This window comes from Thalassotalea euphylliae (assembly GCF_003390335.1).
Lineage (GTDB): Bacteria > Pseudomonadota > Gammaproteobacteria > Enterobacterales > Alteromonadaceae > Thalassotalea_F > Thalassotalea_F euphylliae_B.
Genome location: NZ_QUOU01000001.1, coordinates 2,669,581 through 2,683,312, shown reverse-complemented (window position 1 = coordinate 2,683,312; position 13,732 = coordinate 2,669,581). Strand labels below are relative to the sequence as shown.

The following is a 13,732-nucleotide window of genomic DNA, read 5'->3' as shown; positions in this document are numbered from 1 at the left end:
TCGAAAACTGACCGATTCACGCTAGAATAGTACAAACTTTGTAATGGAACTTCCTCATGACTCAAGCGAAAGTCGTCGTTGCCTTGGATTTTGATAACCAAGCGGATGCACTAGCCTTTGTAGATAAAATCCAACCTTCAGATTGTCGATTAAAAGTTGGCAAAGAAATGTTCACTTATTTTGGCCCGGAGTTTGTTCGAGCTTTGGTTAATCGCGGTTTCGACGTATTTTTAGACCTAAAGTTTCACGATATCCCCAATACTGTTGCTAAGGCAGTCGCTGCTGCCGCTGAACTTGGGGTGTGGATGGTCAATGTACACGCGTCAGGCGGCACCAAAATGATGGAAAGAGCAAAAGAGGCGCTTTTACCCTATGGTGATAAGGCCCCATTGCTAATCGCTGTGACGGTATTAACTAGTATGGGCGAAGAGGATTTAGCGGGTATTGGCATTGATAAGTCACCAGCCGAGCATGTTAATAGCTTGGCGACCTTGACCCAAAACGCTGGGTTAGATGGTGTGGTTTGCTCTGCGTGGGAAGCGGAATCATTGAAAGACACCTTTGGTGATGATTTTAAGCTAGTGACTCCGGGTATTCGCCCAGCTGGTACTAGTAGTGACGATCAAAAGCGCATCATGACACCAGAGCAGGCGGTTGCCGTTGGCGTTGATTATTTAGTGATTGGTCGCCCAATTACCCAGGCTGACGACCCACACCAAGTGCTACAGCAAATTAATCAGTCACTTAGCAGCTAATCCTAATTACAAAACAGCGGCATAAATTTTGACAATCTGAGAAATGCGTACTAATTGTTTAATCAGCTACTTTGTTAGCTGATTAAACAACATGGATACCATTACAAGGATTGATCATGAAAAAATATTTGTTAGCTACGCTTGTAGCAGCCCTCCCACTTTTCTCAACCCCGTCATTCGCGAATGATATTTCAGAGCCTAGTGCATCTGTATCAGCAGTAGTGATTCAACAACCTATCGACGTTAATAAGGCAACTATCGAACAACTTGTGCTGCTAAAAGGAATTGGCAAGAAAAAAGCGCAGGCGATCATCGATTATCGCTCGGAAAATGGTGGATTTATCAGTGTCGATGATTTAACGAATGTCAAAGGCATAGGGGACCGTTTTATTGAAAACAATCGTCATCTGATAAAGATTTAATCGTTTGTTAACAAGTGTTAGAAAAAACGCACCCAAAAAATGACAAATAAAAAGGCCAGCAATATGCTGGCCTTTCTTCGTTTTACTGGCTTTGGTTATGGTTTAACCGGGCCAGAGTAGCTGCTATTCACGGCTAATGCACGTATTGCTTGTTGCTGCGACTTCTCAACGACTAAACGCTGTTCGATTGGCATTGCTGCCGTTGGAATCGTGTTTACCGTATCAACCGTCACAGGTTTTGCCATTGGCGAGCTTGCTTTGCCTTTGAATGCTTTTAAGCCACTATTTGATTGAGCTGCTTTAGTGGCCTTCGAAGCCTTAGGGGTTTCAACCGCTTGAGGCTTGTCTGCTTTTTCACTTTGCGCTTTAGCCACTGATTGCGCTGCAACTACTGGCGCTTGCTCTGCAGCCTGTACAGGTGCATTTTCTGCTGGCGGCTCTGTCACTTCATCAGTTACTGATTCAGTCACTACATCTTCGCCAGTGGCTTCTTTATTCGCCTCTGGTGCTGCATCAAGGGTGCTATTAGTAGCAGGTTGCTCAGTTTCTTGAGTAGTAGCAGTTTCCGTTACATTTTCGGTTACTGGAGCAGTTTCAGCAATGTGCTGCTCAGTATCTAAGCCAGGAAGGTCATGCTGAACTTCTGGGGTTGGCTCAGCAACCGCTGGCGTTTCTACTTGCTGTGTCACTTCAGGGTAACGAGCTTCAACTGGGTCTTCAGTGATTTCAGCAACGGCTTGTTCATTCACTACAGGTGCATTGCCGTCAGTATCAGTATTACCGTCAGCTGAGCGACGACGACGTTGGCCGTGTGAGCGCAAATGACGCGGTGAACGGCGGTTGCGTGTGCGCTCTTGCTTTTCACCTTCTGTTGTCGCTTCTGTAACCTGCGTTTCAGGCACTTGTTGCTCGCTTGCCGTTAACGTTTCCTCTGCTTTTTCTACCTTATCAGCTTGCGGCTTAGCGCGCTTCTTCGCTGGTTTAGGTTGTTTCGCTTTTGACTCAACAGCTTGATTGTCATCCGACGATTTTTTCTCGTTGGCTTTATGCTCAGCTTTTTTAGGTTTCGCTTGTCTCACTTGCTTAGCTTCTGTGTTTTGCTCATCAGCTTTTACAGAAACATCATTGGCTTGCTGCACAGCATTCTCATCGCTAACACGTACTTTTTTGCGGTTATTGCGACGTTGTCTGCGCTCAGCAACTTTCTCTTCCTTAGGCTTTTGCGCAGGCTTGTCTTGCTCCGGTTTACGCGGCTTTCTCGGCTTGTTGTTACGTGTCTCTTTGGTATCACGAGTTTCGCGTGCCTCACGACTTTCGTCGTTGTCTCGTGCTTGACGGTTGCCACGGCGTTGATTTGCACCACGGCCTTTGCGATTGCGCTGATTATCGCGACCTTCACGGTTATCACGACGTCCTTTAGGCTTAGCTTTCGGCTTCACTTCTTCAACTTCTTCTTCCGAATTGAACAGGCCGCCTAACCAACCCATGAATGATGCAACTAACCCTTTTTTTGGTGCAGCTGGCTGAGCAGCCGCTTGTGGCTTGTTATTTTGGCTTGAAGGCGCACGTTTAGGTGCCGTCATGCCTTGAATAACTGGCTCGTCTTTCTTTGCTGCTTCTTTGTTGAACTTAGGCATAACAGCTTCTTCAACTTCAGCAGGCTTGGTTTTCACGTTGTAGCTCGCTTCGTCAATGGTTTCATCTTGACGCACGCGCAGTACTTCATATTGTGGTGTGTGCATATTCGGGTTAGGAATAATGAGCACTTTCACACCGTGATGCTTTTCAATGTGCATCACAGAGCGACGTTTTTCATTTAATAAGTAGGTTGCGACAGGGACAGGCACTTGCGCTTGCACGTGCGCTGTGTTCTCTTTAATCGCCTCTTCTTCCATCAAGCGAAGAATTGATAAAGCTAACGATTCAATACCGCGAACTTGGCCAGTACCGTTACAACGAGGACAGACGTTCTGGCTGGTTTCGCCAATCGAAGGGCGTAAGCGCTGACGCGACATTTCCATCAAACCAAAGCGTGAAATACGCCCTAGTTGAATGCGCGCTCTGTCTTGTTGCACAGCTTCGCGTAGGCGATTTTCAACTTCGCGTTGATGACGTGTTGGCGTCATGTCGATAAAGTCGATAACCACTAAGCCACCCGCATCACGCAAGCGTAATTGGCGAGCGATTTCTTCCGCTGCTTCTAAGTTGGTATTGAAAGCCGTTTCTTCGATATCACCACCCTTCGTTGCACGTGCCGAGTTGATATCAATGGAAATCATCGCCTCGGTTGGGTCGATAACGATTGAGCCACCTGATGGTAAACGCACTTCACGTTGGAACGCTGACTCAATTTGCGTTTCAATTTGGTAGTGGGTGAATAACGGCACATCGTTAGTGTAAAGCTTAACTTTGCTGGCAAAATCTGGGCGAACTAACTCGATATGCTGCTTCACGCGCTCAAATATTTTCGGGCGGTCAACAATCACTTCGCCAATGTCACGGCGTAAGTAATCGCGAATCGCCCGTTGGATCAAGCCACTTTCTTGGTGAATTAAGAAAGGTGCAGGGCGGCTTGCAGCGGCTTCTTCAATGGTTTTCCAGTGATGAAGCAGGATGTCTAAATCCCAAGAAAGCTCTTCGTAATCCTTGCCAACACCGGCGGTACGAACAATCAGGCCCATGCCCTTAGGTAGGTCTAGCTTGCTAAGCGCAGCTTTCAGCTCAGTACGCTCGTCACCTTCAATGCGACGAGAAATACCACCAGCACGTGGGTTATTCGGCATTAGTACTAAGTAACTACCCGCTAAGCTGATAAAGGTGGTAAGCGCAGCACCCTTTTGGCCACGCTCTTCTTTATCAACCTGTACAATAACTTCTTGGCCTTCGGTGAGTACGTCTTTAATGTTTGGACGACCCTGGAATTTGTAGCCTTCAGGGAAGTATTCGCGGGCAATTTCTTTCATTGGTAGGAAACCATGACGCTCAGCACCATAGTCAACGAAAGCGGCTTCTAGAGAGGGTTCGATGCGAGTAATTTTCGCTTTGTAGATATTCGCCTTTTTCTGCTCATGGCCAGGGCTTTCGATATCTAAATCGTAAAGGCGTTGCCCGTCGACCAAGGCTACACGTAACTCTTCAGACTGTGTAGCGTTAATTAACATACGTTTCATAGTTTCTGTGACTCTATATTTTAGTCACAGCACACCATTTGCTTAGAACACAAAGCAATCTATCGCAATGGTAACAGCTAGTTGTCAGCCTCACGGGTGTCATTCTTACCCGGCTTAATGTGTGCCATAGCCCGGTAAGCTGTTAGTTTCTTCTGATTGTTAGATAGCAAGTTTGTCAGACTCACTACAATAATTCTTTATGTGCTCAGCCAGCGTGCTGTGCTGTCAACAACATACGTGTATAACTAAGCTTGGCTAACGTTACTCTGTTAAGGCAAATCTTAGGTGATGTTGTTATTTTTGTTATTTAGCATTGGTACGCTGGACAAAATGTTTATGTAGCTTCAAAGCAAGTTACACGCGCTTTGTTGTACAACGGGCTTGTCAGTTAATGTGTCTTATCTCGCACATTAAAGTAGCCTCATTTTGCCTCTTACTCTCTTAAAGTCTCTTGAGACTTTTCTACACAATGCTGCCAATTAATACTGTGCTCTGCTTTGGTGCGCTTGAGTGTGCAACACTGGTGCGACACAGCGGCTCGATTATCCCACTATCTGCTAGCAGATAGCAATCAAATACCTGTTTATTTTAGCTAAATAATTGCGTTTTTATGCTAGACTGCGCGCCATGAACGAAGAGAACAAACCTAAAGTACGATTTTTTACCGTTGAAGCGGATGACGCTGGTCAGAGAATCGACAATTATTTATTGAAAACCCTTAAAGGCGTGCCTAAGAGTATGATCTATCGGCTGCTGCGCAAAGGGGAGATCCGCGTTAATAAAAAACGCACTAAACCTGAGTACAAATTACAGGATGAAGATATTATCCGCGTCGCACCGATTCGCGTGTCGGAAAAATCTGCGCCTGTGTCAACCCAGCTCAACGTTGTAGCTAACTTAGAGTCGCAAATTCTCTATGAAGACGAAGTGCTATTAGTGATCAATAAGCCATCTGGCATGGCCGTACACGGTGGCAGCGGTGTGAACTTTGGCGTTATCGAAGCGCTAAGGGCACTTCGCCCACAGGCCAAAATGCTAGAGCTAGTACACCGTTTAGATCGCGATACGTCAGGCTGTTTAGTAGTGGCGAAAAAGCGCTCGGCATTGCGCAATTTGCACGAGCAACTGCGCAAAAAGAATGTACAGAAATTTTATCACGCGCTAGTGAAAGGCCGTTGGTCCCCCAAATTAACGAAAGTGACTGAAGGGCTTCGCAAGAACGATTTAAAATCCGGTGAACGCGTTGTGATTGTTGACAACATTAATGGCAAAGAGTCTGAAACCCGCTATAAAGTCATTCAACATTATGATGGGGCGACCTTAGTGCGCGCCTTTCCGGTGACTGGCCGAACACATCAAATTCGTGTGCATTGCCAAACGAAAGGACACCCCATTGCTTGTGACCCTAAATATGGGCATGAAGATTTTGATGGTGTAATGAAAGCAGCCGGACTTAATCGTTTATTTTTACATGCGGCGAGTATTGAGTTTACCCATCCGCGCACTGAAAAGCGTTTAAAAGTGGAAGCACCGCTAGATAATGCCTTAGCCAAAGCACTGAAAAACCTTAAAACAAGCCAATCAAAATAATGATTGGTTTGTGTTAATAGCTGCTCAGCCTAACGTAAACCTCAAACAAATTTATCACAACTAACTAACTCGATGTAGAAAGGTGAACTTGCCACTATGGATAATTATAAGCTTTATATCTTTGACTGGGATGGCACCTTGATGGATTCTATCGCCCGAATTGTAACGTCTATTCAAGTCGCGGCTGAGCGCTTGTCATTGACGCCCCCAAGTGATGATGATGCAAAAAGCATTATTGGATTAAGTTTAGTGCCTGCGTTGCAAAAGCTGTTTCCCGGTATTGCGCAAGAGACAGTTAACGATATGGTCGCCGCTTATAAAGCCGAATATTCTGCGACTAACGTTGCTTCACCTTTGTTCGAGCATGTAGAAGCAATGTTGGCCATGCTAAAACAACAAAACAAACTAGTTGCTGTCGCAACGGGTAAGGCAAGACAAGGGTTGAACCATATGCTAGATGAAACTCAACTTCATCAGCACTTTGATATGACCATTTGCGCTGATGAGTCTGTCTCTAAGCCTGCCCCTGATATGATTCATCAGCTATTAGCAAAGCTAAATGTAAAGCCTCAAGAAGCTGTAATGATAGGGGATTCACGCCATGATCTAAACATGGCAAATAACGCCGGTGTTGCCAGTATTGGCATTACAGTTGGGGCAGATAAGCGGGAGCATCTCGATGCTTGTCAGCCAAATGCCATCGTTGACTCTATTGTTGAACTAAAAGCGCTAGTCACGGGCCACTAGCGCTCTTTTAAATAATTCGCCGCTATTGTCTTGGCTGCTCGTCAAGCACATCAACGCCAAAGTGCTTAAATAGCTTGGTTAGCTGAATTAATGGCAGGCCAATTAAGCTATTGGGGTCATCACCTGCCAGTTTTTCAAATAAACAAATACCCAATCCTTCACTTTTAAAGCTACCCGCGCAATTTAACGGCATTTCAGCGCGCACATAATTACTGATAGCGTGCTGGCTTAACGCTCTAAAGTGCACGGTAAAGGGTTCAACAACTGTTTTTGATTCACCTGTTCGGCTGTCGAAAACACATAGCCCCGTTAAAAAGGTCACGGAGTGGCCACTAAAACGGGTTAATTGTTTAATGGCATTCTCAACGGTATGAGGTTTACCAAGAATTTCTCCCTGATGGACAGCGACTTGATCAGAGCCAATAACTAATGCATCAGTGACACTTGCTCCTGCCGCTCGTGCTTTAGCTTCTGCCAAGCGGGCAACTAAGGCTTTGGGGGATTCATTTAACAGCGGTGTTTCATCAACTTTTGGCTTAATGCAGTCAAAGGATAGGTTGAGTTTTTCCAGCAAGGCTTTTCGATAAAGAGAAGTAGAGCCCAGAACAATTTTTCTCATAATTTATACAGTTTTTAATCAGAGTTTAAACAAGGTTATCCTTGATATTGGTTTGATTCTCGAAAATTAAAGAAAAACCATAAAATTCTTTTGACACATGCGGGTCAGCCCTTTATTATTCGCGCCCTATGCAGAACCTAAAGCTACCAGTAACGATAGATCCTTACAAAAGCGCTCAACGAAGACTTGAGTGTAGTGGGATATTTCAGTTAACGGAAATGAACCGATTAATCGACTCGTGTGAAAACACAGCTGAGGAAATCGACGTTAGTTTTCAATTTGATGTGGATGAACTTGGCCTAGTAGTAATATCAGGCAAAGGCTCGGCATCAGTAGGGCTGATATGCCAACGTTGTAATGACGAATTAGCGCATACTCTGGAAATTGATTTCCAGTTTAGTCCGGTAAAAAATGCAGAAGGTGCTGCAGATTTGCCGTCATATTATGACGCAATAGAATTAGATGAAAATGGTGAAGTTAACTTGCGAGAGTTAGTGGAAGACGAGTTATTACTTGCGATTCCATTAATTCCACGGCATGAACTCGATGACTGTAAAGGCGAAGCCGATACAACATGGGGCGAATTGCCTGAAGAGCTTGATAAGCCAAATCCATTTGACGTATTGAAACAACTCAAGTAGTTATATTTTAGTTAGCAACCGATTTTAGGAGTTAGGCTATGGCAGTTCAAAAGAGCAAAAAGTCTCGTTCAAGACGTGGCATGCGCCGTTCACACGACGCGTTAACCGCAGAAAACTTATCAGTAGATCCAGTATCTGGTGAAACTCACCGTCGTCACCACGTGACAGCTGACGGTTTCTACAAAGGTGTTAAAGTTATCGCTAAATAGTCAAACGACTTAGCGAAACCAGCTTTGAAGAATCTAACCATAGCGTTAGATGTAATGGGGGGCGATAAAGGCCCCCTTGTTTCGATCGCGGCAGCAAAGTTGGCGGTTGAGCACTTACCTCAATTATCGCTTATCTTGTGTGGCGACAAAGACACCATTCAAGAACATCTAAAGCGCCAAAACGCGCTTAATCACCCACAAATTTCGATATTTCATACCACACAAGTTGTGACTATGTGCGAAAAGCCATTGTCGGCGATGCGCACCAAAAAAGATTCATCACTGCGTAAAGCGATTGACCTCGTCAATGAAGGCAAAGCTCATGCTTGTGTCAGCGCAGGTAATACCGGTGCCTTATTTGCTACCGCACATTTAATTCTCAAAACCTTGCCTGGCGTTGAGCGCCCAGCACTGATCTCTGCACTTCCCACTAGCCAACCTGAACAACACGTCTTCATGCTCGACCTTGGCGCAAATGTGTTTTGTGACGCCAATGTTTTATACCAGTTCGGCGTGATGGGCGCGGTAATGGCTGAGCAGGTCGATGGCATTAGTAAGCCTAGAGTGGCGTTACTTAATATGGGTAAAGAAGATATTAAAGGCAGTGACCATATCAAACTTGCGGCGGCACAACTCGCCGAGAATCCTGATATTAATTACGTTGGCTTTATCGAAGGTAACGACATTTTTAATAACAAGGCCGATGTGATTGTTTGTGATGGTTTTGTTGGCAACGTCGCATTGAAAACTTGTGAAGGTGTCGCTAATTTAGTCTTTGAAAAAGTTAAAGAAGTGTTTGACAAAAACGTTGTGACCAAAATATTAGGGCAGTTTTTGGCCCCAACGTTAAAAAAACTGTTTAAATCCTTGAACCCCGACCAGTACAACGGGGCAAGTCTGATAGGATTGCGGGGCATTGTCGTCAAAAGCCACGGTAATGCTAATTCAAAAGCACTTTTTACCGCCATATTAGAAGCAGTAAAAGAAGTAGAAAGGCAAGTTCCTGAAAAAATAAAAAACACGTTGGAACAAGAATTATTACAAGGCCCTAAATAATATATGTATGCAAAAATTGTTGGCACAGGCAGTTATTTTCCTTCACAAGTTAGATCAAACAAAGATCTCGAAAAACTCGTAGATACCACAGATGAGTGGATAACCGAGCGCACTGGCATCAAAGAGCGTCGCATTGCTTCTGAGGAGGAAAATGTTGGCTTTATGGGTGCACAAGCGGCGAAAGCGGCGATTGAGATGGCGGGCATTGAATATGCTGACATTGACATGATCATCGTTGCCACCACCAGCTCTCATGCCGATTTGCCCAGTGCAGCCTGTTATGTGCAAAAACACTTAGATATTCCTCATATTCCTGCTTTTGATGTGGCAGCAGCGTGTTCAGGTTTTATTTATGCATTAAGTGTTGCAGATCAATACATCAAATCGGGTATGGCAAAACGCATCCTGCTAATTGGTGGCGATGTTCTCTCGCATTTATGTGATCCTTCAGATCGCAGCACGATTATTCTATTTGGTGATGGTGCCGGTGCTGTGGTACTTGCAGCTTCTGAACAGCCAGGGGTGTTGTCAACTCACCTTCACGCTGATGGCAATTATGGTGCATTACTGGGGGCTGACTCGCCAAAACGCGGTTTACCAATGACTGAAACACAGGCTTATCTTTATATGAAAGGTAATGAAGTGTTTAAATTCGCGGTGACAAAACTTAGCGAGATTGTGAAGGAAACCCTAGCGGCCAATAACCTTGACAAGTCAGATATCGATTGGTTGGTGCCTCATCAAGCGAATTTACGCATCATCAAAGCAACCGCGAAAAAATTGAATATGCCGATGGATCAGGTTGTTGTCACGTTAGACAAATACGGCAACACCTCGGCGGCGACTATTCCAACAGCGCTCGACGAGGCCGTTAGAGATGGTCGTATTCAGCGCGGTCAAACTTTATTACTAGAAGCCTTTGGTAGTGGTTTTACCTGGGGCTCTGCACTCATTAAATACTAATAAACAACATTATATTAGGTAGAAAAATGCAAAATATTTTAGCGTTTGTTTTTCCTGGACAGGGATCACAAGCGGTTGGCATGCTTAGCGATTTCGCCGACCACGAAGTTGTTCAGGCAACTTTTAAAGAAGCGTCAGACGCGCTTGGTTATGATGTGTGGCAACTGGTTGCGCAAGGACCAGCTGAGCAACTAAATTCAACTAACTATACTCAGCCAGCACTGTTAACCTCAAGCGTTGCGCTATGGCGCGTTTTACAGGCTGAAAGCGACTTGTCACCAGCTTATTTAGCTGGCCACAGCTTAGGTGAATATTCCGCGTTAGTTTGTGCAGGCGTATTGTCATTAGCTGATGCCGTCACCTTAGTTGAGAAACGCGGTGAGTTTATGCAAGCGGCAGTGCCTGATGGCGTTGGTGCAATGGCGGCTGTAATTGGTTTGGCTGATGATGCAATTGTCGACGCGTGTCAACAAGCCGCGCAGGATCAAGTCGTTTCGGCGGTAAACTTTAATTCGCCGGGCCAAGTTGTGATTGCGGGCAACAGTGAAGCTGTCGCAAGAGCCTCTGAATTGTGCAAAGAAGCGGGTGCTAAACGCGTATTGCCATTGCCTGTCAGTGTTCCTTCACACTGTGCATTGATGAAACCAGCAGCAGAGCAACTTGCTAAAGTGCTTGAAGAGATCACTTTTAATGAACCGAGTATTCCGGTCGTGAATAACGTTGATGTAGCGCTAGAAAGCAGTGGTGAAGCGATCAAAGACGCATTAATTCGTCAATTATACAGTCCAGTTCGCTGGACTGAGTCTGTAGCGTTTTTAGCAAGCCAAAATGTCGAAAATTTATTGGAAGTAGGCCCTGGTAAAGTACTACAAGGCTTAACAAAACGCATTAATAAAGCATTAACTTGCACAGCGGTTAATGATAATGACACATTGGCTAAAGCAAAGTCGCTTTAGCCATTATTACAGTGGATAAGATATGTTTTCTTTAGAAGGTAAAATTGCGCTAGTTACTGGTGCAAGCCGTGGTATTGGCAAAGCGATTGCCAGCCAGTTAAAAGCACTTGGTGCAACAGTTATCGGTACGGCGACATCTGAGCACGGTGCAGAAAAAATTAGTGAGTATTTGGGCACTGGTCATGGTTTGGTATTAAATGTGACCAATGATGACTCAATCGCTGCACTGTTTGAGACGATTAAGTCGAACCATGGTGCTATCGATATTCTGGTTAATAATGCCGGCATTACACGTGACAATTTGATCATGCGCATGAAAGCTGACGAATGGGACGATATTATCGAGACTAATTTGTCATCTGTATTTAAATTAAGTAAAACTGTATTGCGCCCAATGATGAAAAACCGTTGTGGTCGAATTATTAATATCGGCTCTGTGGTTGGGACTATGGGGAACGCTGGTCAAGTGAACTATGCAACGGCCAAAGCAGGTCTTTTGGGCTTTACTAAATCACTAGCTAGAGAAGTCGCTTCACGCGGCATTACGGTTAACACGGTAGCGCCCGGGTTTATTGATACCGATATGACGCAAACGTTAACAGACGAGCAAAAAGAAGGTATTTTCTCGCAGGTGCCCGCTAATCGATTGGGTAAGCCTGAAGAAATCGCCAGTACGGTTGCCTTCTTAGCGTCAGACGCTGCCGCCTACATCACAGGTGAAACAATTCATGTCAACGGTGGCATGTACATGGTCTAACCTTGCGGTTAGTCCACTTGTTAATTGTTTAAAAATTGATATAAATATATACAGGCCAGCAGGTTAGACCAGAAGAAAAACTAAAATTAGTTGCTTGCATGGATAACTTTTGGCGAATACACTACACGCAATTTGCAAAATTGCATATTTTAGTAAAGGAAAAAAAATGAGTACTATCGAAGAACGCGTAAAAAAAATTACAGTTGAACAACTGGGTGTAAGCGAAGACGAAGTAACGAATGAAGCTTCTTTCGTTGACGACTTAGGTGCTGACTCACTTGACACTGTTGAATTAGTTATGGCGTTAGAAGAAGAGTTTGACACAGAGATCCCTGACGAAGAAGCAGAGAAGATCACTACTGTTCAAGCTGCAATCGATTACGTAACAGCTAACCAGTAATTATATAGTCAGGCGGTTTTACACCGCCTGATTACTTTCTACCAACATCAACTCGTTATTGCTCGCATTCAAAAGAAGTAAAAATACAGGGCTATAACGAACTATAATTACCTATCTAAAATCTATTCTATCGGAGGCAACTCTTCCTATGCGACGTGTTGTAGTTACCGGTCTTGGTATGTTAAGCCCACTGGGCAACTCACCTGAACAAACGTTCGATGCTTTACTTGCTGGCAAAAGCGGTATTGGCATGATTGAGCACTTTGATACTACAGACTATCCAACTAAGTTTGCTGGTTTGGTTAAAGACTTCAATGTTGAAGACTATATGCCAAAAAAAGAAGCCAAAAAAATGGACTTGTTTATCCAATACGGCGTAGCCGCAGGTATTCAAGCGATTAAAGACTCTGGCATTGACGTGACAGATGAAAATGCTGCTCGAATTGGCGTTGCAGTAGGCTCAGGGATTGGCGGTTTAGGCTTAATTGAAGAGAACCACGAAAAATTATTGAAAAGCAGCCCACGCAGGTTGTCACCGTTTTTTGTACCCGCGACCATCATTAATATGATTGCTGGCCACTTGTCTATTCAATACGGATTGAAAGGGCCAAATATTTCTATTGTGACTGCCTGTACGAGTGGTGTTCACAATATTGGCCATGCTGCGCGAATGATTGCTTACGGTGATGCTGATGCCATGGTAGCAGGTGGCGCCGAAAAAGCTTCAACACCGTTAGGTATGGGGGGCTTTGGTGCGGCACGTGCATTATCGACTCGCAATGACGATCCTGAAAAGGCTTCTCGTCCATGGGATCAAGACCGTGACGGTTTCGTCCTAGGTGATGGCGCAGGCGTGATCATGCTAGAAGAGTATGAACATGCGAAAGCACGTGGTGCGAAAATCTACGCAGAGCTTGTTGGCTTTGGTATGAGTGGTGACGCGCACCACATGACTTCACCACCTGCTGATGGTGAAGGCGCAGCAGCGGCGATGCAAAATGCCATCAAAGATGCAGGCGTTGATATCACTAAAATTGGTTATATTAATGCTCATGGTACGTCAACACCGGCGGGTGATATTGCAGAAACCAATGCGGTAAAATCAGTGTTCGGTGATCATGCCTACCAGTTAATGGTCGGCTCTACGAAATCAATGACCGGCCATTTATTAGGCGCAGCAGGTTCGGTGGAAGCGATTTTCACTATTCAAGCACTTGCGAACGGCAAAGTGCCGCCGACTATTAACTTGGAAAATCCAAGCGAAGGTTGTGATTTAGATTACATTAGCGACGGCGCTCGTGATGTTGACTTAGAATACGCACTTTGTAATTCGTTTGGTTTCGGCGGCACAAATGGTTCACTCTTGTTTAAGAGAATAAACCAAGAAAGTTAGCTAGGAAAGTGAACTAAAAGTAAGCGAAAAACCAGTAAAAAAGCTGGGGCTGAT

The 13,732-nt window shown here is 44.8% G+C and carries 14 protein-coding genes; 12 read left to right on the top strand and 2 right to left on the bottom strand.

Annotated elements, in window-relative coordinates; translation table 11 throughout:
- The first annotated feature begins 56 nt into the window (after positions 1–56).
- Entirely contained in the window at positions 57–755 is a 699-nt protein-coding gene (gene pyrF, locus DXX93_RS11885) for an orotidine-5'-phosphate decarboxylase (RefSeq protein ID WP_116008281.1), read from the top strand.
- A gap of 116 nt (positions 756–871) precedes the next feature.
- Positions 872–1,177 (top strand): ComEA family DNA-binding protein, encoded by a 306-nt coding sequence (locus DXX93_RS11880; RefSeq protein ID WP_116008280.1) that lies wholly within the window; start codon positions 872–874, stop codon positions 1,175–1,177.
- Positions 1,178–1,272: 95 nt separating this feature from the next.
- On the opposite strand, the gene rne is transcribed toward DXX93_RS11880, so the two are convergent.
- Positions 1,273–4,347: a ribonuclease E gene (gene rne, locus DXX93_RS11875; protein WP_116008279.1), complete on the bottom strand. Its 3,075-nt coding sequence runs from the start codon at positions 4,345–4,347 to the stop codon at positions 1,273–1,275.
- Positions 4,348–4,974: 627 nt separating this feature from the next.
- Between rne and rluC the strand changes: the two genes are divergently transcribed.
- Together rluC and DXX93_RS11865 are read left to right on the top strand one after the other, a co-directional pair.
- Positions 4,975–5,937 (top strand): 23S rRNA pseudouridine(955/2504/2580) synthase RluC, encoded by a 963-nt coding sequence (rluC, locus tag DXX93_RS11870; RefSeq protein WP_116008278.1) that lies wholly within the window; start codon positions 4,975–4,977, stop codon positions 5,935–5,937.
- Positions 5,938–6,033: 96 nt separating this feature from the next.
- Positions 6,034–6,684 (top strand): HAD family hydrolase, encoded by a 651-nt coding sequence (locus DXX93_RS11865; protein WP_116008277.1) that lies wholly within the window; start codon positions 6,034–6,036, stop codon positions 6,682–6,684.
- 22 nt (positions 6,685–6,706) lie between these two features.
- Here the strand turns inward: DXX93_RS11865 and DXX93_RS11860 are convergent, their stop codons facing one another.
- The gene (locus tag DXX93_RS11860) at positions 6,707–7,306 is read right to left on the bottom strand and encodes a Maf family protein (protein ID WP_309545408.1); all 600 of its coding nucleotides are present in this window, start codon (positions 7,304–7,306) and stop codon (positions 6,707–6,709) included.
- Between the two features lie 125 nt (positions 7,307–7,431).
- Between DXX93_RS11860 and yceD the strand changes: the two genes are divergently transcribed.
- The 8 genes from yceD (at position 7,432) to fabF (ending at position 13,678) form a co-directional block, all read left to right on the top strand.
- Positions 7,432–7,944, top strand: a complete 513-nt coding sequence (yceD, locus tag DXX93_RS11855) for a 23S rRNA accumulation protein YceD (protein WP_116008275.1) — start codon at positions 7,432–7,434, stop codon at positions 7,942–7,944.
- A gap of 38 nt (positions 7,945–7,982) precedes the next feature.
- On the top strand, positions 7,983–8,153 hold the full coding sequence (gene rpmF / locus DXX93_RS11850; RefSeq protein WP_116000475.1) for a 50S ribosomal protein L32: 171 nt from the start codon (positions 7,983–7,985) through the stop codon (positions 8,151–8,153).
- A 24-nt stretch (positions 8,154–8,177) separates the two neighbouring features.
- Positions 8,178–9,209 (top strand): phosphate acyltransferase PlsX, encoded by a 1,032-nt coding sequence (gene plsX / locus DXX93_RS11845; protein WP_116008274.1) that lies wholly within the window; start codon positions 8,178–8,180, stop codon positions 9,207–9,209.
- Between the two features lie 3 nt (positions 9,210–9,212).
- Positions 9,213–10,172 (top strand): beta-ketoacyl-ACP synthase III, encoded by a 960-nt coding sequence (locus tag DXX93_RS11840; protein WP_116008273.1) that lies wholly within the window; start codon positions 9,213–9,215, stop codon positions 10,170–10,172.
- 26 nt (positions 10,173–10,198) lie between these two features.
- The gene (fabD, locus tag DXX93_RS11835; RefSeq protein WP_116008272.1) at positions 10,199–11,128 is read left to right on the top strand and encodes an ACP S-malonyltransferase; all 930 of its coding nucleotides are present in this window, start codon (positions 10,199–10,201) and stop codon (positions 11,126–11,128) included.
- Between the two features lie 22 nt (positions 11,129–11,150).
- On the top strand, positions 11,151–11,885 hold the full coding sequence (gene fabG, locus DXX93_RS11830; protein ID WP_116008271.1) for a 3-oxoacyl-ACP reductase FabG: 735 nt from the start codon (positions 11,151–11,153) through the stop codon (positions 11,883–11,885).
- A 166-nt stretch (positions 11,886–12,051) separates the two neighbouring features.
- The gene (gene acpP, locus DXX93_RS11825; RefSeq protein ID WP_116000470.1) at positions 12,052–12,285 is read left to right on the top strand and encodes an acyl carrier protein; all 234 of its coding nucleotides are present in this window, start codon (positions 12,052–12,054) and stop codon (positions 12,283–12,285) included.
- 148 nt (positions 12,286–12,433) lie between these two features.
- Positions 12,434–13,678, top strand: a complete 1,245-nt coding sequence (fabF, locus tag DXX93_RS11820; protein ID WP_116008270.1) for a beta-ketoacyl-ACP synthase II — start codon at positions 12,434–12,436, stop codon at positions 13,676–13,678.
- The last annotated feature ends 54 nt before the right edge of the window (positions 13,679–13,732 follow it).